The sequence below is a fragment of the Kineosphaera limosa NBRC 100340 genome (assembly GCF_000298215.1).
GTDB classification, from domain to species: Bacteria; Actinomycetota; Actinomycetes; order Actinomycetales; family Dermatophilaceae; genus Kineosphaera; species Kineosphaera limosa.
This window is the reverse complement of sequence record NZ_BAHD01000058.1, coordinates 1-20,776: the sequence shown is the minus strand read 5'-3', so window position 1 is coordinate 20,776 and position 20,776 is coordinate 1. Positions and strand designations below refer to the sequence as shown.

Genomic DNA, 20,776 nt, shown 5'->3' with positions numbered 1-20,776 from the left:
CCCGCGCAACAGGGGGCCAGTTGACCTGGGGTGTCGCGTGGTTCGGCCGGCGACCGCTGCCCTCGGTGCGGGCGAGGGTGCTCAGCGTCGATGTGGTGATGACGTGATTGTTGCTGGTCAGCGCCACAGCGCGATGACGCCGAGGAGAGCCAGGCACACACCGATCTCGCCGAGGCCGACGATCAGCGGGCGGATCCGACGCCCCGCCAACAGCCAGGCGCGCGCCGTCAGGAGCGCGAACAGGGCCGCGAGCGCGACCAACGGTCGCTGCTGCATGCCCGGCGGCAACCCGGCTGAGAACGCCTGCACCGCCAGCACGCCCAAGGCGGCGGTGACAGCCGCGTGATAGCCCACCGACGCCCAGACCCAGGCACGCTGCCCGCGCTCGCGGATCATCGTCTTGACGTACAGGGCGGTGCCGACGAAGTACGCGAACAGCACAGCGGTGATGACGCCCATGGTGCGCCAGCCGACCTCGATGGTGCCCTCGGGGCTGTAGCCGGCCTGGTACGTGACGAGCCCGAACGCGCAAGCGGCCAGGATCGTCACGATGTCGTTGGCGAGCGCCCGTTCGTGACGCCGCCAGGAGAACCACAGGCTGGTCGCCAGGCACACGGCGAACACGGGAGCCCACACGAGCAGATCGGGGCGCAGCCAGACGATGGGCAAACCCAGGCCCAGCGTCAGGGCCCCGTAGGTGAGCACCGGAGGCCGGAACCGCGGCTTGCCGCGCGACTTGACCCACACGGCGGTCGCGTTGAACGCGAAGTAGCCCGCCAGCCAGAACGCCAGCAGCAGCAGGTGCAGCCAGACGAAACCCGAGCGCAGCGCCCCGGCGAGGAAGGGGAGCAGCAGCATGGCCCACGCCCCGTGCTGCCGCGGGACCCAGGAGGCGACCCTGGGGCGGCGCCGCGCAGCACGCGTCGCGGGAGCGGCCCGGTGGGCGCGTGTCGTGCGACTCACGACCGGCCTCCCGGCGTGTTGCCCAGGCTGGCGCGCAATCGGGCGCGGCCGGCCGCGACCAGGGCCTCCACGCTGGGCTCGGGCAGGCGCTCGACCGGCCACCAGCGCAGGTCGTCGGACTCCGCGCTGCGCTGGGCGCGCTCCGGCACCGGAGCCACCGCCAGGAAGCGCACATCGAGATGCTCGTCGCAGGCAAAGGCTCCGGGCAGCGGGTGCCGATCCAAGTGCACCGGATCCGGGTCCAGGCGCAGGTCGGCCAGGCCCGTCTCCTCGCGCGCCTCGCGCAGCGCGGCGGCGGCGAGGTCGGCGTCACCGGCCTCGACATGCCCGCCCGGCTGGTACCAGCGTTTCGCCTTGCCGTGCAGCACCAGCAGCGTGCGGCTGCCGGTGGCGTCCAGCACGACCGCCCCGACCGTGAGGTGCTGCGGTGGGCCCGAGCGGGCCCAGCCCTGCGGATGCGCCTCCAGGTGCGCCACATAGTCACGGCGTAACCGCTCCTGACCGGCGTCCGGCGCCACCCACGATCGCAGCAACGCCAGCGCCGGACCCCCCGGCGACCCAGACTCCCCGTGCCTCACTTCTTCGGGTCGTCCCCCCGGGTCTCCTCGTCGATGAGTCGGGCGAGGGCGGCGTCCATGTCGTCCAGGTCGCCACGATCGCTGGACTCGCCGGCGTCGCCGGCCATACCGCTGGTGGAGCCCTGCGCGTCGCCGGCCTGTGGCGCGGTGGGCGCGGTGCCCGCCGGCGTGTCCGGACCCGACGCGCCGCCCTCGCCGGCGCCGATCGACTCGGCCCGTCGCCCGGTGAGGCGCTCGACGTAGCCGAGGATGTCGTCCAGGTCCTCGGCGGTGGGGGCGACATCGGGGTGACCCCACGCCCGGTCGCGCATGGCGGCGCCGTCGGCCTTCTCCAAGGCGGCGAACAGGTTGGCGGCGTCCCGCAGCCGGCGCGGCCGCAGCTGCAGGCCCACGAGTTGGCTGAACAGTTGTTCGGCCGGGCCGCCGGTCGCGCGTCGTCGACGAACCATCTCGCCCAAGCCGGCGGACTGCGGCAGGCTGCGCTCGGTGGCCCGGGCGACGACGACGTCGACCCAACCCTCGACGAGAGCCAGCAGCGTCTCCAGCCGCTCGAGTGCCCGCTTCTGCGCCGGGCTCGGGTCGGGGGTGAACAGCCCCCCGGCCAGCGCCTCCTGCACAGCCTGCGGATCGGTCGGGTCGATGGTCGAGAGCTTGGCCTCGATGCCGTCGGTGTCGACGCTGATGTCTGCGGCGTAGGCCTGCACGGCCGCGAGCAACTGTGGGCCCAGCCAGGGCACATCGGCGAACAACCGGGCCCGCGCGACTTCTCGCACCGCCAGGTACAGCAGCACCTGCGTGTCGTCGACATCCAGGCCCTCGGCGAACTTGGCGACATTCGCAGGCAGCAGCGCGACCCCGCCGCCGGGCACCAACGGAAGCCCGACTTCGGTGCCGCTGACGACCTCGCCGGCCAGATTGCCGACGGCCTGCCCGATCTGGGCACCGAACATCGAGCTGCTCATGCGTCCGAGCATCGGCTCGAACTGGTTGATCATCGTCGAGAAGTCCATGCCCGCCGGCAGCCCCGGCATGCCGGGCATGCCACCGGGCAGCTCGGGCATCTCACCGCTCTCGCCGAGCCGGTCGAGCTGCCCGCGCAGGGCTCCGGTGATGGCGTCGGTCACGGCGGTGGCCACGGGCCCGACCAGCTGCCCCCACACCGGCATCGTCTGGTCGACCCACTCGGCGCGGCTCCAGGCCAGGGCCGGACCGCCGGGTCGGGTGAACGAGGTGACCTCGTCGAGCCACAGGTCGGCCACCCCGACTGCGTCGCGCACGGCCTTGCGTTGCGCGTCGTCGACGAGGGCGTCGCCTGCGGCGGCCACGGTCTTGCGGGCCATGTCGGTACTCAACTCGAGGTTGATGCCGTCCGTGGGTTCGGTGGCGAACATCGCCGTGAGCTGACTGGCGATCATCTGCATGGTGGCGGGATCGAGGTTGTCGATGCCCATGGACTTCAGCGCCTCGGACATGGCCGGGTTGTCGGCGTCGCCGAGGAACTGTTCGAACATTCGGCGCATGTCGTCGGGGTCTGGGTTGCCTGGGTTCTCGCGCGACACGACCGTCTCCTTGGGGTATCCGTTGGCGTCGATGAAGCTGACAGGATGTGGTTAGACGATATCGAGCGTGCGAACACTCGGTGGACCCGCACGGCGCCCGGGCAGCGTTCCGCCTGGCAGCGCGGGTGCGCCCGCCGCACAATCCCAGCACGAGAGAGGCCAGACTGACCGAGGGTGAGACTGTGCCGGCCAAGGGTCGAGACTGACGGACGCGGGTAGGGTCGGCAGGCCGGTGCTCTTGCCTTTCGTGGGCACAAGGGCGGCAGTTCAGGCAGGAGGTGACACGTGGCGAAGCGCAGCGCGCAGGCGCCGTCCGTGGGGCCGCTGGCGCCCGAAGTGTCTGCGCGCCAGGCTCCGCGAGTGCTCGTGCTCGGCGTCGAGGGACGCATCGCGCGCGAGTTCGTGGCACTCGCCCGGGACCGATTCGGTCTCGATTCGGTCACGACTGTGTTGCGCGTTCCGGGCAAAAGTCCCCCCCCTCGAGCCGTCTCGAGCGACCCCGACGAGCCAAGCACCGGGGCCATGGCCCTGCTACGCGCCCGCACGGTGGTCTGTGTGGCCCTGAGCACCGATCTGGAGTCGGACCTGCGGGTGACCACAGTCGTGCGCCGGGGAGTGTTGCGCGAGTTGGTGCGGGCCGCCGCCGACGCCGCACAGCACCATCTGGTGGTCGTCACGTCGGCGCGCGTGTACGGGGCGCGGGCGGGCAACCCAGTGCCGCTGCCCGCGGATCACCCCTTGCAGGCCCGGGACGACGGGGGCATCGCCGGCGATCTGCTCGATGTCGAGGCCGAGCTGGGCGCCATTCGCGAGGCTCGGCCCGATCTGCAGGTGACCGTCGTGCGGCCCGCGGCGGTCGTCGGCCCCGGGGTCGACACCTCCATCACCCGACACTTCGAGTCACCGCGGTTGCTCGTGCTCGGTGGTAGCCACCCGCTGTGGCAGTTCGTCCACGTCGAAGACCTGGCTCGGGCGATTTTGGTCGTCGTCCAGGCCTTCGCCGCGGACTCGACCGCCGCCACCGCCGACGGACCCGAGTCTTGCGGTGCGCCGGCGCCGGACCACGGCGGCGTCGTCACGGTCGGCAATCCGCACCCCCTGACCCAAGAGCGCGTCGAGCGGCTCACGGGCAAGCGGCGCCTGGAACTGCCGGCGGCCGCGGCCCATGCGACGGCCAGGCGCCTGCACGCCGCGGGGGTGCTGAGTACGTCGGGCGGCGATCTGGACTACGTGCGTTATCCGTGGGTCGTGGGTTCGCACTGGTTGGAGTCGGTCGGCTGGTCACCCCGCTACGACAACGAGACCTGCCTGCAGGCGATGCTGGAGCAACTACGCGACCGCGGCTTGCTGGCTCTGCGTCGTGATGCCGCCGTGGGAACGGCCAGCGCGGCCGTGGCGTTGGTCGGCACGGCCGCCATGCTCAAGCGGCGACGCAGGAAGGGAGCCTAGGGACGTGGCAGTGCGGGATACCGACGAGTCCGGCGGCAGCGACGGGCGCGTCGCTGCCGGTCACGAGCACGCCGGCCCCGACAGCAAGGTGCGGCTGGTGGCGGTGCGTGATCAACCGCTGAGCCTCGATGAGGTGACGTCGGCGGTGCAGGCTCCTGGGGTCGGTGGCATCGTGACGTTCACCGGCCTGGTGCGCGACCACGACGGTGGCCGCGGCGTGCTGGCGCTGGGGTACTCCGCTCATCCCAGCGCCGAGCGCGTGCTGGCGCAGGTGGCGCGCGAGATCGCCGAGCGGGACGGGGTCGTCGCGGTGGCGGCAACGCACCGCGTCGGCGACCTGGCCGTGGGGGATCTCGCCGTGGTCCTGGCCGTCGGCGCGGCGCACCGAGGTGAGGCGTTCGCGGCCGGACGCGACTTCATCGACACCCTCAAGGCGCGGGTGCCGATCTGGAAACACCAGGTCTTCGACGACGGTTCCGACGAGTGGGTGGGCACCCCGTGAGCCCCCGCGTCTCCTGGCAGCTGAGCCCGCGCACCCGCAACCGCCTCATCGCCCTCCTGGTCGTGCTGGCCATCGCCGTGGCCGGCCTGCTCTACCGGCCGCCGTACGTCATCCTGCGCGCCGGGCCGGTGTTCGACACGCTGGGGACGACGGACGGCCACGATCTGGTGCGCGTCACCGGCATCCCGACCTATCCGACGACCGGCACCCTGGACCTGACCACGGTCGCGCAGTACGGCGGGCCGGGCTTCGAGATCACCACCTGGGACCTGCTCGCCGCCTTCCTCGACCCCGGCGCCGAGATCCGGCGCCGCGACGAGCTGTACCCGCCGGACACCACGCGCCAGCAGGTGCAGGAGCGCACGGCGGCGCAGATGGCCGGCTCGCAGCACAACGCGGCGGCCGTCGCGTTGCGCGCCATCGGCAAACCGGAGCAGGCGGTCGTGGCTCAGGTGCTGGCGGACGGCCCGGCGGCCGGCCGGCTGCACGCCGACGACATCGTCCTGGCGGTCAACGGCACGGCCGTGACCCGCGCGTCGCAGGTGTCGTCGCTGATCCAGGAGGGCGGCTCGACCGCCACGCTGCGCGTCCGGCGATCCGGGCAGGAGATCGACGTTGCCGTGCCGACGCGGATCGACCAGGGCCGTCGGATGGTGGGGATCGGCCTGGAGGCGAAATTCGACGACTCCATCGACGTGGCCATCGACGCGGGCAACGTCGGCGGACCCTCGGCGGGCATGATGTTCGCGCTCGCCGTCTACGACAAGGTCACTCCCGGCCCACTGACCGGCGGCCAGAAGATCGCCGGTACCGGCACCGTGGGCATCGACGGGGCGGTCGGCCCGATCGGCGGCATCACCCACAAGCTCGTCGGCGCAGCGGATGCCGGGGCCACCTGGTTCTTGGCCCCGGCAGCCGACTGCGCCGAGGTCGTCGGCAATATCCCGGACGGTCTACAGGTGGCCAAGGTCGCCACCTTCGACGAGGCCCGGCAGGCCGTGGAGCAGATCGGCGCAGGCCAGGGCGACCGCGTGCCCACCTGCACCCCGTAATCCCACCCCGTAATCCCACCCCGTAATCCCAGCGCGTCATCGGCGCGCCGAGTTGGGCGGGCTCAGTCCTGCAGGGTTGCGGACAGCGCCTCCACCAGGCCCGGTGCGATGTCTTGACCGACGGCTACCTGGTCGTCGCTGTCGTGGGCCCGCTGGCGCAGCAGGCAGGTCGCCGAGCCGTCGCGGCGCACGGCCACCAAGAGTCGCACGTCCTGGCGGTCGGGGTGCTGCGCGACGGCGGCCAGTGCCTCCGCATCGGTCCGCGGCAGGTCTGCCTGCGCCTGCGGCGGCAGCACGATCCGCTCGACCGCCAGGGCGATGCCGTCGACCTCGGGGGGCCACGCGAGTTGCGCCAGCAGGGTCTCGACGGAGTCAGCAGGGGGCAGATCCTCCTGCTCGATGGCGCTGAGCGCGTCGTCGTCCTCCTCGCTCAGCTGGGCCAAGTGCGGTTGGGCGGCGCGCAGCTGCGCGGTGGGGACGAGGGCGAACAGGCGGGCCGGTTGGTCCCAACCGGCGGCGGCGACGTGCCGTTCTATGTCGCGCGCACAAGACAGCAGCGGAGGTAGCAGCGGGTTCACACGCCCACTGTGCCCGACCCGGGCGGCTGCGGCTGGGGCGGGCACAGATCGGCGTCTCGACGCGCCTGCGCCGGGGCCGTGCGGCGGCGCGGGCGCGTCTGTTCGATACTTGTCCCGTGACGTGACCCGGCCGTGGTCTCGGCGCCCGCTCCGGACCGTTTCCCAACGGTCATGGGCGACCGGTGCCGGTAGGTACGGTGGGGCGACCGAATCCGCGAGGCCGCGGCGCGGCCGGATTCGGTGTGGAGTGGCTTCATCGAGGCGCGGACGAAATGGGCTGTGGCGTGGGCGAGTGGGACGGCGATCAGCGTGAGTGACGACAAGGACCAGGGCGCAGGCCCGCAGGAGCCGGGCCGCGGCGACGATCGACCGGGCGGTTCGGAGGGAGCCGGCCGACCCGGCCCGGGTGACCCCGGCGAGTCGGGTGGGTCGGGGGGTTCGCGCGGTGCGGGCAATCCGTTCCGCTTCCCCGGTGGCCTGGGCGGCTTCAGCATGGGTCCGGGGCGCCCTGGTGGCGCTGGGGGCCAGGGCGGTTCGAGCGGTCCGGGACAGGGCTCTGGCGGCCCCGGCGGGTCGGGGCCGACCGGTCCCAGCCGCCCTGGTCCGGGTGTTCCCGGTGGTCCAGGCGGGCCCGGTCGCCCCGGTGGTCCCGGTGGCCCCGGGATGCGCGTGGGCCCGATGGGCTCAGGTCCGCGTCGGCGCCCCGGTCCGTTGGCCACGACGCTGGCGGTGCTCGTCATCCTCGCCGGGGTCCTGACGGCGGCGTCGCAGTTCTGGACCGAGGTGCTGTGGTACGAGTCGGTCGGCTTCTCGCGGGTCTTGTGGACCCAGCTGGGTACGCAGGCCGGGCTGTTCGTGGTCGGTGGCCTCATCGTGGCGTTGCTCGTCGCCTCCAGCCTGCTCGTCGGCTATCGCACTCGGCCGCTGTACGCGCCGAGTACGCCGCAGCAGGAGGCCCTGGACCGCTACCGCGAGCTCATCGACCCGCTGCGCCGGATGGCGCTGGTTGCGGCGCCGCTGGTGCTCGGCGCGTTCGCCGGCGCGGCCGCCGCCAGCCAGTGGCGGTTGGTGCTGCTGTGGCTGAACCGGCAGGACTTCGGCACGCAGGACCCGACATTCGGCCTGGACAACGGGTTCTACGTCTTCACGCTGCCGTGGCTGATGTTCATCGTCTCGTTCCTGACGATGGGCCTCGTGCTGGCGCTCATGGCGGCAGCGTTGACGCACTACATCTACGGCGGCCTGCAGTTGGGCGGCCGGGGCCCCCACACGACGAAGGCCGCGCGGGTGCACCTGTCGCTGCTGGGCGCCGCGCTCGTGCTCGTGCGGGCGGCCGGCTACTGGCTGGAGCGGTACCAGCTGACCGTTCGCGACTCCACGCGGATCACCGGTCTGACGTACGCCGACCAGTACGCGGTGCTGCCGACCAAGACGATCCTGGCCATCGCCGCGCTGTTGTGCGCGGTGCTGTTCATCGCGACGATCTGGACCACCTCGTGGCGGCTGCCGATCATCGGTGTCGCGATGCTGCTCGTCATGTCGGTGGTCGTCGGCGGGCTGTACCCGATGGCGGTGCAGAGCCTGCGAGTGCGGCCTAACGAGGCGGCGCTGGAGGCTCCGTTCATCGAGAAGAACATCCAGGCCACGCTGCAGGCCTACGGGCTCTCGGATATGGAGAAGACCCAATATCAGGCCGAGACCGATGCGACGCCGGGGCAGCTGCGCGAGGACGCGGCGACGATCCCGGGTATCCGCATCCTCGACCCGCTCATCGTGAGCCCGACGTTCACGCAGATGCAGGGCCTGCGGCAGTACTACCAGTTCCCCGACGTGCTCGACGTCGACCGGTACTCGATCGACGGCGGCCCGCCGCAGGACACGGTGGTCGCCGCGCGCGAGCTCAACCTCGAAGGGGTGCCGCAGCGCAACTGGGTCAACGACCACACGGTGTACACGCACGGTTACGGCCTGGTGACGGCCTACGGCAACCGGCGCACCGCCGACGGCGAGCCCGACTTCTTCACCCGCGACATCCCGCCGCGCGGCCCGCTGACCCCGTTCGAGCCGCGCATCTACTTCGGTGAGCGCACGACGAACTACTCGGTCGTCGGTGCCCCCGAGGGGGCGCCGCCACGCGAGATCGACTACCAGAGCGCCGAGGGTGAGCAGCGGTTCACCTACGCCAACGGTGGCGGCGTGGCGATGGACAACATCTTCAAGCGGGCCGCCTACGCCGTGAAGTACCGGGCGTATCAGCTGCTGCTGTCCGAGCAGGTGGGCGACTTCTCCACGATCCTGGATCACCGCCAGCCGCGGGAGCGGATCGAGCGGGTCGCGCCGTGGCTGACGCTGGACGGCAACGCCTACCCCTCGGTGGTCGACGGGCGGGTGAAGTGGATCCTCGACGGGTACACGACGTCCGCGTCGTACCCGTACAGCAAGCTGCAGAGCCTCGACACGGCGACCGCCGACGCGGTGACGACGCGGACCCAGAGCGTGCAGCAGGTGCGCGCGGGGCAGGTCAACTACATCCGTAACTCGGTCAAGGCCACGGTGGACGCCTACGACGGCACCGTGAAGCTGTACACGTGGGACGACCAAGACCCGGTGCTCAAGGCGTGGTCGTCGGCGTTCGGCAACACGTTGTCGCCGATGAGCGAGATCAGTGGCGACCTCATGAGTCACCTGCGCTACCCGGAGGACCTGTTCAAGGTGCAGCGGGAGCTGTTGGCCCGCTACCACGTGACCGACCCGGGCACCTTCTTCGGTGGCGGTGAGTACTGGAAGGTGCCGGTCGACCCGACGCGCGCCGAGGCGGGCGCTGCGGGCGAGGGCCAACCGCCGTACTACCTCTCGATCCGGATGCCGGAGCAGGACGAGCCGTCGTTCTCCCTGACGACGTCGTTCTCGCCGATCGGTGACGACCGACCGTTCTTGACGGGCTTCCTGGCCGTCGATTCGGACGCGGGCAGCGAAGCCGGGGTGCGCCGGGAGGACTACGGCAAGATGCGCCTGCTGGATCTGCCGAGCGCGACCAACGTGCCTGGACCGAGCCAGGTGCAGAACCAGATCAACTCCTCGAACACGCCGTCGGTCGACTTCCCGATGACGCTGAACAACTTCCTCAACATCTCCCAGACCGGTAGTCGGGTGCAGCGTGGAAACCTGCTGACGCTGCCGGTGGGTGGCGGGTTGTTGTACGTGCAGCCGATCTACGTCTCCGGGCGGGACTCGGGCTATCCGCTGTTGCAGGCGGTCGTCGTGTCGTTCGGTAACAAGATCGCGTGGGGCAACACGCTGGACTCCTCGCTCGACCAGCTCTTCGGCGGCAGCTCGGGAGCCCAGGCCGGTGACGCCGAGGTGACCCCAGGTGGGGGGACGCCGGGTGCGAGCCCGTCGCCCACTCCGGCGCCGACCGGGCAGCCGGGCACGCCGGCGGAGCTGCGGGCGGCACTCGTCGAGGTCGACCGGCAGTTCAAGGCCGGCGAGGCAGCGATGAAGGCCGGCGACTGGGAGGCCTACGGGCGCGCTCAGGAGGCCATGTCCAAGGCCATCGCGGAGGCGATGGCGCTGCAGCCCGAGGGCGGTGCGATCGAGCCGGGCAATGCGGCCACCGGGACCGCCAGCCCGACGGCCACGCCGACGGCAACGCCGACTGCCACCCCCACCCCGACCGGCACGGGAGGCTGAGCCCGACACCCGATTTGGACGCTCGCTGTACTCCGCGTAGAGTAGGGATCACCGACGCGGGGTGGAGCAGCTCGGTAGCTCGCCGGGCTCATAACCCGGAGGTCGCAGGTTCAAATCCTGCCCCCGCTACCAAAATCCCGTCGGATTAACGGAAGGCCCGGACCGCAAGGTCCGGGCCTTCCGTCGTCCGTGGTGCCGTTGGTGGGGTACCGGACTGCGGGCGACCTCGCGCCAGGCGACCTCCTGCGTGTTGCGCACGGAGGATGACCGATATGCGGGACAGGGGCGTCAGGGGTCGGCCCTTGCGGGGGAGGGCTGACAGGATGGTCCAGCCGTTCGAGACCTCAGGAGACTCCCCGCATGTTCCCTTCGCGTGACCGTCACAACGTCGTCGTCATCGGCTCCGGCTTCGGGGGTCTGTTCGCGACGAAAGCACTGGACGCTCCCGACACCAAGGTCACGCTCGTCGGCAAGACGAGCCATCACCTGTTCCAGCCGCTGCTCTACCAGGTGGCCACGGGCATCCTGTCCGAGGGCGAGATCGCCCCGCCGACCCGCGAGATCCTGCGCCGCCAGAGCAACGCGCGCGTCATCCAGGGCCTGGTCACCGACATCGACCTGGAGCACAAGACCGTCACCTCCCGCTTCCACGACAAGGAGACGGTGCTGCCCTACGACTCGCTGATCGTCGCTGCCGGCGCCGGGCAGTCCTACTTCGGCAACGACCACTTCGCGGTCTTCGCGCCGGGCATGAAGTCCATCGACGACGCCCTCGAGCTGCGCTCGCGCATCTTCGGCGCGTTCGAGCTGGCCGAGATGGAGGAGAGCCCGCAAGACAAGGAGCGGCTGCTGACCTTCGTCGTCATCGGCGCCGGCCCGACCGGCGTGGAGATGGCCGGGCAGATCCGGGAGTTGGCGAACACCACCTTGGCCCGCGAGTTCCGCCGCATCGACTCCCGCGACGCCCGCGTCATCCTGCTCGACGGAGCCCCGACGGTGCTCGGTGCCTTCGGTGACCGGCTCGGCGGCAAGGCCAAGAAGGCCCTGGAGGACATGGGGGTCGAGGTGAAGCTCAACGCCCTGGTCACCGATGTCGACGACACCGGGTTGACCGTCAAGCACAAGGACGGCAGCACCGAGCGCATCGAATCGGCGTGCAAGGTGTGGGCCGCGGGCGTGCAGGGCAACGCGCTGGGCAAGGTGGTCGCCGACGCCGCGGGGGCCGAGCTGGATCGCGCGGGTCGCGTCAAGGTGCAGCCCGATCTGACTCTCCCGGGGCACCCGGAGGTCTTCGTCGTCGGTGACCTGGCGTTCGTCGAGGGCGTCCCCGGCGTGGCGCAGGGCGCCATCCAGGGCGGCCAGCACGCGGCCCGCAAGATCCTGGCGCGGCTGCGCGGCGAGCAGGAGCCCGGCGCGTTCAAGTACGTCGACAAGGGCAGCATGGCCACGATCAGCAAGTTCAACGCGATCGCCAGCATCGGCAAGCTGCGGTTGGCCGGCTTCTCGGCCTGGGTGATGTGGCTGGCCGTGCACCTGCTGGCCATGGTCGGCTTCAAGGCCCGCGTCACGACCCTCCTGCACTGGGTCATCACCTTTCTCGGCAACGGCCGCGCCGAGCGAGTCACCACCAACCAGCAGCTCGTCGGCCGTCTGGCCCTCAAGCAGTTGGGCCAGAACATCTCCGGTCCGCTGTTGCGCGGCGACAAGGTCGTGCAGGAGGAGAAGGCCCCGCGGCAGTGGGATTGAGCATCCAGGTGGCCTGATCCGCGTGGGCGCTGCTCTAGCCGCGGGCGGCGCCACCTAATGTGGTGGAATGCCGCTTGCCTACGAGATCGCCGAGCACACCCTCGGCAACGGCCTGCGCGTCGTGGTCAACGAAGACCACAGCGTGCCGGTCGTCGCCGTCAACCTGTGGGTGGGGGTCGGTTCGCGGCACGAGCCCCCGGGGCGCACCGGCTTCGCGCACCTCTTCGAGCACCTCATGTTTCAGGGGTCGAAGAATGTCGCCTCCGGCGAGCACTTCTCGGTGCTCATGGGCCACGGCGCCCGCCTCAACGCCACGACCTGGTTCGACCGCACCAACTACTTCGAGACGCTGCCCGCCGGAGCCCTCGACCTGGCGTTGTGGATGGAGGCCGACCGGCACGGCAACCTGCTGGCCGCGGTGACCCAGGAGAACCTCGACAACCAGCGGGATGTCGTCAAGGAGGAGAAGCGGCAGCGGTACGACAACGTGCCCTACGGCCAGGCGCTGAGTCAGCTGTACGCCGCGGTCTTTCCGCAGGGCCATCCCTACAGCCATCCGACGATCGGTTCGATGGCCGACCTCGACGCGGCGACGCTGCAGGACGTGCACGACTTCTTCAGCACCTGGTACCGCCCCAGCAACACGGTGCTCACCCTCGCCGGCGACCTCACGCCCCGCGAGGGCTTCGCCGGGGCGCAGAAGTACTTCGGTCAGATCGCCGACGCCCCGGTGCCGCAGCCGCCCCTGACGCCGGCCGTGCCGCCGCGCAGCACGCCCGTGCGGGTCGACGTCGTCGACGACGTGCCGGCCGCCCGCCTCTACCTGGGCTTCCGGCTCCCGGTCGACGACACGGCCGAGTTCTTCGCCGCCTCGGCCGCCATCGACGCCCTCGCCGGCCTGACGATCTCGCGGCTGGAGCGGCGGCTCGTGCGTGAACTCGAACTGTGCACCCACCTCTCCGGAGCCTCGATGGGCCTGGTCGACAACGTCTCCCTCGGCTTCTTCGTCGCGGAGGCGGCGGCCGGGGTCGAGTCGGCGCGTATCGAGGAGGAGCTCTGCGCGCAACTGGAGGCGTTCGCCGATCAAGGCCCGACAGTGGCCGAGATGGAGGCGGTCGTCGCGCAGAACGAGCGGGCCTGGCTCAGTTCGCTGGCGGCCCTGGAGGAGCGGGCGGACCACATCAGCCGCACGACGCTGCTCTTCGACGACCCGCGCGCCATCAACACCCTGCTCGACCGCACGGCGGCGGTCAGCGCCGATCAGGTGGGGGAGGCCGCGTCGGCCTGGCTGCGGCCGCACGCACGGGCGACCGTGAGCTACACCCCGGGGGAGCCGGCCCGCCACAGTGAGGGCGCCGCAGTGGCGGCCATCGCAGCAACCGGCACAGCGGCCGGCGCTTCAACGGACTCCACAAACGACTCCGCGACCGGCGCGCTGGGCGGACTCATGGCAGGCGGTGCCCGATGAAGACGGCCAAGCGCCCCTCCGTGAGTCCGGCGCGCTCGTGGAGCTTTCCGGTGCCGCGCCGCACCGACCTCGACAACGGGCTGACCGCGCTCTCGTTCGACCTGCCCGGCCAGCATGTGCTGTCGGTGCGGCTCGCGGTGCCGCTGCCGCTGCCTAGCGAGCCGCCCGCCGTGGAGGGCATCGGCACCCTGATGGCCCGGACGCTGGACGAGGGCACCCAGCGGTGGTCGGCCGAAGAGATGGCCGAACTGCTCGAACGCCGGGGAGTGGCCCTGGCCGCCGGGGTGGGAGAGCGCGGCTTCGTCGTCGACATGGACGTACCCAAGCGCCGCTTCGGCGACGCCCTCGACCTGCTACGCCAGGCCCTGGCCGAGCCCGCTTTCGGGGAGGCCGAGGTGCGCCGCGGGGTGCGCGCCCGCCTGGCCGACATCGAGCAGGAGCTCGCCTCACCGGGGCAGCGGGCCGCGATCGAATTCGTCCGCGCCTACTATCGCAGCGACTCCCGGGTGTCGCGGCCGACCGGGGGTAGCGCGCAGACCGTCGCGGCCATTACCCCAGCGGCGTTGCGGGAGTACCACGCCCGGCACCTCGGCCCGGTCGGCGGCACCGTGATCCTGGCCGGCGACCTGTCCGGCGTCGACATCGAGGCGGAGTTGGAGGCCGGGCTGGGTGCCTGGTCTGATCCGGCCGACCGACAGGCCCCCGCACCGGTCCCCACGGCCGCGCGTGCCGACGACGCGACGGGCATCGTGCTCGTGCATCGGCCCGGGGCCGTGCAGAGCGAATTGCACCTCGGCTGCCCCGGCCCCAGTCGCGAGGTCGAGGGCGGCTGGGCTCCCTATCCGGTGTTGGCGTTCCTCATCGGCGGAGCGCCGCAGGCCCGGCTGGACGCCGTGCTGCGCGAAGAGTTGGGGTACACCTACGGCATGCGCGCCGGGTTCCGCCCGCGCGTCGGGTCGGGCCTGTTCGTCGCGAGCGGTTCGGTGCGGGCGGATGTCACGGCGGAGGCTCTCGGGGCGACGTTCGACATCCTGCGCGCGGCTCGCGACGGGTTCACCGGCGACGAGGCCCGCGCGGGTATCGACTTTCTCTGCGAGACGGCCCCCGGTCGGTACGCCACGGCCGACTCGGTGGCCGACGAGGCGGTCTCGCGGGCGCTGGAGGGTCTGGACACCGAGCACACCACGCGCACCTTGCGGCAGATGCGCGAACTGACCCCCAAGCGGCTTCGCCGCGCCTACCGGTCCGTCGTCGCCGACACCGACGCGCAGTGGACGACGATCGTGGTGGGCGACGCCGAGGCCGTCGGCCCCGGCCTGGAGCGGCTGGCCGACGAGCGCGGCCTGGGCGCGGTGCGAGTCATCGACCGCTGAGCGCGAGGTCGTGTGAGAGGGCGTGGCGGCGCGGGCCCCGGGCGCCGGCAGGGTGCCGGCGTCGTGCCGATCAGGTGCGGCTGACGGACTCCTGCGGTGCCGACTCGGCCTCCGCGGAGGCCTGCAAGCTCTCGAGCACGGCGTCGTGCAGATGGCCGTTGGTCGCCAGCGCGTTGTTGCCCCACGGGCCGGGCTGACCGTCGAGAGAGGTGAACCGGCCGCCTGCCTCGGTGACGATCGGCACGAGCGCGGCCATGTCGTACACGGCCAGCTCCGGCTCGCACGCGATGTCGACGCCGCCGTCGGCCAGCAGCATGTAGGACCAAAAGTCGCCGTAGGCCCGGGTGCGCCAGCAGCGGTCGGCGAGGGTGACGAACTGGTCGAAGCGCCCGGCCTTGCGCCAGCCACCGAGGCTGGAGTACGACAGCGACGCATCGCCGACCGCCCGCACGCCGGAGACCCCGAGGCGCTGCGCGCTGGACAGGCTGCGGCCGGTCCAGGCCCCGGTGCCGAGCGCCGCCCACCAGCGGCGGCCCAACGCGGGCGCCGCAACGAGCCCGATGGCCGGCTCGTTGTTGTCGTAGAGCGCAATGAGGGTCGCCCACACGGGCACGCCGCGGACGTAGTTCTTCGTGCCGTCGATCGGGTCGATGATCCACTTGCGCGACCCGCCGCCGGTCTCGCCGCCCTCCTCGCCGAGCACGGCATCGCGGGAACGGGCGCGCTTGAGCTGGGTGCGGATGAGCTCTTCGGCGTCGGTGTCGGCGTCGGTGACGGGGGTCAGATCCGGCTTGGCGTCGACCCGCAGGTCCGCGGCGCGGAAGCGGGCCATCGTGATCCGCTCCACGGAGTCCGCCAGGACGTGGGCCAGCCGCAGGTCGTCGTTGTAATCGGGCACGAGGTCCAACCTATCGCCCACCCGGCGTGTTCAGCCGCAGGCGGGCGTCGCCGCGCGGTCACGAATGGCCGTGCGTCTACCCGTTCTTGGACCCCTTGCTGTTCTTGGCGGGCTTGGCCGACTTGGCGCTCTTGGCGGCCTCCGCCTGCGCCTGCGCTTGCGCCTGTACCGCCTTGGCGTGGTTGGGCACCTCCAGCTGCAGGGCCCGGTCGGTGCGTCGGTAGCCCGTCGACGGCGGCCGTTGCGGCAGCTCCAGGTAGGGCTGCTCGACGTGCTGGTAAGGCACGGAGTCGACGAGGTGGGCGATCATGTTGATCCGCGCGGCCCGTTTGTCGTTGCTCTCCACGACGTTCCAGCGCGCCTCGGCGATGTCGGTGTGCACGAACATCTCGTCCTTGGCGCGGCTGTAGTCCTCCCAGCGGGTCAGCGACTCCAGATCGGTGGGGGAGAGCTTCCAACGGCGCATCGGGTCGGTCATCCGGGAGCGGAAGCGGCGCTCCTGCTCGTCGTCGCTCACCGAGAACCAGTACTTGCGCAGCATGATGCCGTCCTCGATGAGCATCCGCTCGAAGATCGGACACTGCCGCAGGAAGCGTCGATGCTCCGCGGTCGTGCAGTAGCCCATGACCCGCTCCACCCCGGCGCGGTTGTACCAGGAGCGGTCGAACAGCCGGATCTCGCCGGCGGCAGGCAGGTGCTCGACGTATCGCTGGAAATACCACTGGGTCGTCTGCCGCTCGGTCGGGGCCGGCAGCGCCACGATCTGCGCGATGCGCGGGTTGAGGAACTCCGTGATGCGCTTGATCGAGCCGCCCTTACCGGCGGCGTCGCGGCCCTCGAAGATCACGACGAGGCGTTTGCCCTCGGTCTTGATCCACTCCTGCATCTCCACGAGCTCCTGCTGCAGCCGCAGCAACTCGGCCTCGTACACGGCCTTGTTCATGCGCTTGGCTTTCTCAGACATGGGCGTCCCTCTCGTCGGTATCGGCCTCGTCCGTAGCGGCGGCGGGCACGGTCGGCGCGCAAGACCCTCATGGTGACACCCCAGTGACCTCGCAGGGGAATCGAACGTCCCGCAACCACGCGGGGCCACCAGCGCGGATGCGGGGTCGGCCCGGTGCTGCGTCGCGCCGCGCGGGCTATTCGGCGCGCTCGGTGCGGGCGCGCAACAGCCTTCGCAGGGACGCCAACCGGGCCGGGCCGGCCGGACCGGCGTTGCCCGCGGCCACGAACTCGTCGAGGGCACACTCCGGTTCGTCGTGACTGCACCCGCGTGGGCAGTGCTGCGTGCCCGGCTCCAGGTCGGGAAAGTGCGTGACGATCGCCGTTGGTTGCACGTGGGCCAGCCCGAACGAGCGCACCCCGGGGGTGTCGACGATCCAGCCGTCGTCGTCGGGCAGCGGCAGCACGATGGCGGAGGTCGAGGTGTGCCGGCCACGTCCCGTCACGTCGTTGACGGCACCGATGGCCCGGTGCGCCGTCGGCACCAGAGCGTTGACCAGTGTCGACTTGCCGACCCCGGAATGCCCGACGAATACAGTGACCTGCCCCCGCAGTTGCTGCGCCAACGCCTCGAGGCCCTCGATCGGTGCACTCGGCGCGTGCGGGTCCGAGGCGGTGACGACGACCCGCACGTCGGTCAGCTCGCTGTAGGCCTCGAGAAACGCCCGCGGGTCGCCGAGATCGGCCTTGGTGAGCACCAACAGCGGCGCGAGCCCGGCGTCGAACGCGGCGACGAGGCAGCGGTCGATCATCCCGCGCCGCGGCTCGGGATCTGCCAGGGCGGTGACGATCGCCAGCTGGTCGGCGTTGGCGACGATGACCCGCTCGACCGGGTCGGTGTCGTCGGCCGTGCGCCGCAGCACCGAGCGCCGCGGCTCGATCCGCACGATCCGCGCCAGCGCATCGGGATCACCGGAGACGTCCCCGACGACCGCTACCGCATCGCCCACGACGACGCCCTTGCGCCCCAGCTCCCGCGCCTTCATCGCCGTCACCGTGCGCCCCGGCTCGAGCCCGGGGACCAGCAGGGTGTAGCGGCCCCGATCGACCGCCAGGACCCGGGCGGGCGTGGCGTCTTTGTGCGTGGGCCGCGTCTTCGTACGCGGCCGACTGCCGCGTCGATTGGGTCGGACGCGCACGTCCGACTCGTCGTATTCCCGGTAGTCGAAGGCCCGCGCCCGCCGGCTCACGCGCCGCCGTTCCGGGTCGAGGCGCCCCGCGATCGCGGAGCGTCCTGCCCGCTGCCCTGACCCCGCTTCTCCACGCTTTCCTGTGCGATCTCGCCGTTCCGCTGGGTCTGTCCCAACATGTCCGCCCACAGTCGGGTGAAGGTGGGCAGCGTCTTGCCGACCGTCCCGACGTCCTCGACGAGGGTGCCGGGGGCGGCCAGGCCGAGCACCGCCGCAGCCATCGCCATCCGGTGGTCGGCGTAGGTCGCCAGTCGCGCGGCGCTCGGTCGCCGGGCGGGACGGATCGTCAGACCGTCGGGCAGCACCTCGACGGTGCCGCCGACCTTGCCGATCTCGGTGGCCAGGGCCGCCAGCCGATCGGTTTCGTGCCCGCGTAGGTGGGCGATGCCGCGCAGTCGGCTGGGGGAGTCGGCCAAAGCGGCCAGGGCAGCGACGACCGGAGCGAGCTCGCCCGCGTCGTGCAGATCGAGGTCGACCCCGTGGATGGTCGGGGGGCCGGTCAACGTCAGGCCCTCACGGCTGAGGGAGACGTCGCCGCCCATGGCGTCGAGGATGTCGCGCAGCTCGTCCCCGGCCTGCGTCGTGTATTGCGGCCAGCCCGGGAGGTGGATCCGGCTCCCGGTCACCATCGCGGCGGCCAGGAAGGGGGCGGCATTCGACAGATCCGGCTCCACCTGCACATCGAGGGCGTGGATCGTCGAGGGAGCGACGCGCCAGCGGTCGGGCTCGTGGTCCTCGACGTCGACCCCGGCGTCGCGCAGCACTTCGACCGTCATGGCGACGTGCGGCTCGCTGGGCACGGGATCGCCGACATGCACGACCTCGACGCCCTCGGTGAAGCGAGCCCCGGTGAGCAGCAGCGCAGAGATGAACTGCGAACTGGAGGAGGCGTCCAGGCTCACGCGGCCGCCGCGCACGGCGCCGGTGCCCACGACCGTGAACGGCAACGCGGCCCGCCCCTCGTCGCGCACGTCGACGCCGAGGGCGCGCAGTGCCAGCAGGCCGGCCCGCATGGGTCGCTTGCGGGCGTGCGCGTCCCCGTCGAAGCGCACGGGGCCGTCGGCGAGGGCGGCGACCGGCGGCAGGAAGCGCATGACGGTGCCCGCCAGGCCGCAGTCGAGCGAGGTCTGCCCACGGATCGGGCCCGGCTCGACCAGCCAGTCGTCGCAGTCGTCCTCGTCGCCGGGGATGTCGTCGATGCGCGCGCCCAGGGAGCGCAGCGCATCAGCCATGAGCAGGGTGTCGCGGGAGCGCAGCGGCCGCCGGATGCGGGAGGTGTCGCCGGCCAGGGCGGCGAGCACCAGAAATCGGTTGGTCAGCGACTTGCTGCCGGGCAACTGCACCACGGCGTCGAAGGCGCCGGCGGCGGGTGGGGCGGGCCAGGGGTCCAGATGCCGATCCGCGGAGTCGCCGGCGTCCGAGTCGTCGTCGGCCGCGGTGCCGGGCTCGCGGTGGTCACTCATGCCCGGCCGCCGTGACTGACGGTGTTGGTGGGACGAGGCAATAGATGCATCGCAGGTCAGGCTCTCCTCGCATGATCGGCGCCCGCGCCGGGGGCGATGGGCCGGCGCGCTCACGGGCCAGGCGGACCCGTGGACTACCTACGGTAGTCCCCCGGCGCCGAGACGGTGAGGTGGCAGTTGCCCGCTCCCCGCACGGCGATGACCGGCGCCCCGCAGGCACGCCCGTTAGCCTGGGGCGCCATGTGCGGGCGATATGCAGCTGCCTCCAGCAGCGACGAGTTGATCGAGGCGCTCGAGATCGATGTGGACCGCACGTCCGACCCCGTGCGCAGCGTGTTGAAGTCAGCGCAGTCGCCCCCCGCCGGCGACCCCGACTACAACGTGGCGCCGAGTAAGAACGCGCGCGTCGTGGTGGCTCGCCGCCCGCGTGACCAGGGTGACTCGGTCGAGGCGAGCGGCGGTCTGGCAGGGCAGGCCGACGCGGAGGGCGGGCAGGGTCGATTGCAGCGTCAATTGCGGCTGCTGACGTGGGGGCTCGTGCCCTCGTGGGCCAAGGATCCTGCCGTCGGCGCGCGGATGACGAACGCCCGGGCGGAGACGGTCTTCGAGAAACCCGCCTTCCGCGCAGCCATCGCGTCGCGCCGCGCGCTGGTGCCGGCCGACGGGTGGTACGAGTGGCAGACGAGCCCGGTGGCCACGGACGCCAAGGGCAAGCCACGCAAGCAGCCGTTCTTCATGCACCGTCCCGACGGGGTGCCGATCACGTTCGCCGGGCTCTTCGAGTTCTGGCGCGATCCGGGCGCGGAGCGCGACGACCCGTTGGCCTGGCTCACGACGTTCACGATCGTGACGACCGCGGCGGAGGCGGGGCTGGAGCGCATCCATGATCGGCAGCCCCTCGTGCTCGACCCCGACCAGTGGGGCGCCTGGCTCGACCCGGACGCCCCGGCGGAGCAGGTGCAGGCGCTGGTGGCAACGCAGCGACCCGGCCGGTTCGCCGCCTATCCGGTGGGGCGGGCCGTCGGCAACAGCCGCAGCAACGGCCCAGAGCTCCTCGAGCCGGTCGGCGCGGCCGACCTCGTCGGCGTTGTCGATCCTGCGACCGGTGAGGTGCTCGGGTGAGCCCGGCGCCGGGGCGGCGCAGCACGCGCACGATCCCCACTCCGGTCGGTCCGGCGCGCGCCTACCTCCACCGGCCGGGCCCCGGCATCCCCGTGCGCGGCAGCCTCATCCTGGGGCACGGCGCCGGCGGCACCGGCCCGAGC

The 20,776-nt window shown here is 71.7% G+C and carries 16 protein-coding genes and 1 tRNA gene; 9 read left to right on the top strand and 8 right to left on the bottom strand.

All coding sequences use genetic code 11. The features are described 5' to 3' along the window. Window positions 1-117: 117 nt before the first annotated feature. The 3 genes from KILIM_RS15655 to KILIM_RS15645 are packed head-to-tail and all read right to left on the bottom strand — an operon-like array spanning window position 118 to window position 3,100. Complete coding sequence (locus tag KILIM_RS15655; RefSeq protein WP_040563592.1) at window positions 118-963, bottom strand: YwiC-like family protein; 846 nt, start codon at window positions 961-963, stop codon at window positions 118-120. After that, on the bottom strand, window positions 960-1,481 hold the full coding sequence (locus tag KILIM_RS15650) for an NUDIX hydrolase (RefSeq protein ID WP_006593696.1): 522 nt from the start codon (window positions 1,479-1,481) through the stop codon (window positions 960-962). The genes KILIM_RS15655 and KILIM_RS15650 overlap by 4 nt, the downstream gene beginning before the upstream one ends. Window positions 1,482-1,537: 56 nt before the next feature. Then, window positions 1,538-3,100: a zinc-dependent metalloprotease gene (locus tag KILIM_RS15645; RefSeq protein WP_006593695.1), complete on the bottom strand. Its 1,563-nt coding sequence runs from the start codon at window positions 3,098-3,100 to the stop codon at window positions 1,538-1,540. Between the two features lie 285 nt (window positions 3,101-3,385). On the opposite strand from KILIM_RS15645, the gene KILIM_RS15640 reads away from it, so the two are divergent. The 3 genes from KILIM_RS15640 to KILIM_RS15630 are packed head-to-tail and all read left to right on the top strand — an operon-like array spanning window position 3,386 to window position 6,103. Next, on the top strand, window positions 3,386-4,549 hold the full coding sequence (locus tag KILIM_RS15640; RefSeq protein WP_006593694.1) for an NAD-dependent epimerase/dehydratase family protein: 1,164 nt from the start codon (window positions 3,386-3,388) through the stop codon (window positions 4,547-4,549). Between the two features lie 4 nt (window positions 4,550-4,553). Next, on the top strand, window positions 4,554-5,051 hold the full coding sequence (locus tag KILIM_RS15635; protein WP_006593693.1) for a molybdenum cofactor biosynthesis protein MoaE: 498 nt from the start codon (window positions 4,554-4,556) through the stop codon (window positions 5,049-5,051). Then, window positions 5,048-6,103, top strand: coding sequence for a YlbL family protein (locus KILIM_RS15630; protein ID WP_006593692.1), 1,056 nt, complete (start codon window positions 5,048-5,050; stop codon window positions 6,101-6,103). Before KILIM_RS15635 ends, KILIM_RS15630 begins: the two co-directional genes overlap by 4 nt. Before the next feature lie 62 nt (window positions 6,104-6,165). Here the strand turns inward: KILIM_RS15630 and KILIM_RS15625 are convergent, their stop codons facing one another. Continuing rightward, on the bottom strand, window positions 6,166-6,681 hold the full coding sequence (locus tag KILIM_RS15625) for a PPA1309 family protein (protein WP_040563591.1): 516 nt from the start codon (window positions 6,679-6,681) through the stop codon (window positions 6,166-6,168). A 678-nt stretch (window positions 6,682-7,359) separates the two neighbouring features. On the opposite strand from KILIM_RS15625, the gene KILIM_RS15620 reads away from it, so the two are divergent. The 5 genes from KILIM_RS15620 to KILIM_RS15600 all read left to right on the top strand — a co-directional run bounded on the left by KILIM_RS15620 (window position 7,360) and on the right by KILIM_RS15600 (window position 14,958). Next, window positions 7,360-10,371, top strand: coding sequence for a UPF0182 family membrane protein (locus tag KILIM_RS15620; RefSeq protein ID WP_276511122.1), 3,012 nt, complete (start codon window positions 7,360-7,362; stop codon window positions 10,369-10,371). A 55-nt stretch (window positions 10,372-10,426) separates the two neighbouring features. Further along, window positions 10,427-10,503: transfer RNA gene (locus KILIM_RS15615), tRNA-Met, on the top strand. A gap of 228 nt (window positions 10,504-10,731) precedes the next feature. After that, window positions 10,732-12,117 carry an NAD(P)/FAD-dependent oxidoreductase gene (locus KILIM_RS15610; RefSeq protein ID WP_006593689.1) on the top strand — a complete coding sequence of 462 codons (1,386 nt, stop codon included), beginning with the start codon at window positions 10,732-10,734 and terminating at the stop codon, window positions 12,115-12,117. 67 nt (window positions 12,118-12,184) lie between these two features. After that, on the top strand, window positions 12,185-13,585 hold the full coding sequence (locus KILIM_RS15605; RefSeq protein ID WP_006593688.1) for a M16 family metallopeptidase: 1,401 nt from the start codon (window positions 12,185-12,187) through the stop codon (window positions 13,583-13,585). Further along, the gene (locus KILIM_RS15600; RefSeq protein ID WP_006593687.1) at window positions 13,582-14,958 is read left to right on the top strand and encodes a M16 family metallopeptidase; all 1,377 of its coding nucleotides are present in this window, start codon (window positions 13,582-13,584) and stop codon (window positions 14,956-14,958) included. The genes KILIM_RS15605 and KILIM_RS15600 overlap by 4 nt, the downstream gene beginning before the upstream one ends. Before the next feature lie 70 nt (window positions 14,959-15,028). Here the strand turns inward: KILIM_RS15600 and KILIM_RS15595 are convergent, their stop codons facing one another. From KILIM_RS15595 to aroA, 4 genes are all read right to left on the bottom strand, one after another. Further along, a complete protein-coding gene (locus KILIM_RS15595; protein WP_006593686.1) occupies window positions 15,029-15,856 on the bottom strand; it encodes an inositol monophosphatase family protein in 828 nt (275 codons plus the stop codon). 76 nt (window positions 15,857-15,932) lie between these two features. Further along, window positions 15,933-16,820: a polyphosphate kinase 2 gene (gene ppk2, locus KILIM_RS15590; RefSeq protein ID WP_006593685.1), complete on the bottom strand. Its 888-nt coding sequence runs from the start codon at window positions 16,818-16,820 to the stop codon at window positions 15,933-15,935. A gap of 175 nt (window positions 16,821-16,995) precedes the next feature. Continuing rightward, window positions 16,996-18,048, bottom strand: a complete 1,053-nt coding sequence (gene rsgA / locus KILIM_RS15585; RefSeq protein WP_006593684.1) for a ribosome small subunit-dependent GTPase A — start codon at window positions 18,046-18,048, stop codon at window positions 16,996-16,998. Then, window positions 18,045-19,511, bottom strand: a complete 1,467-nt coding sequence (gene aroA, locus KILIM_RS15580) for a 3-phosphoshikimate 1-carboxyvinyltransferase (protein WP_006593683.1) — start codon at window positions 19,509-19,511, stop codon at window positions 18,045-18,047. Before aroA ends, rsgA begins: the two co-directional genes overlap by 4 nt. Before the next feature lie 240 nt (window positions 19,512-19,751). Here aroA and KILIM_RS15575 point away from each other — a divergent pair, with 240 nt between their 5' ends. After that, on the top strand, window positions 19,752-20,633 hold the full coding sequence (locus KILIM_RS15575; protein WP_040563595.1) for an SOS response-associated peptidase: 882 nt from the start codon (window positions 19,752-19,754) through the stop codon (window positions 20,631-20,633). Window positions 20,634-20,776: the final 143 nt, after the last annotated feature.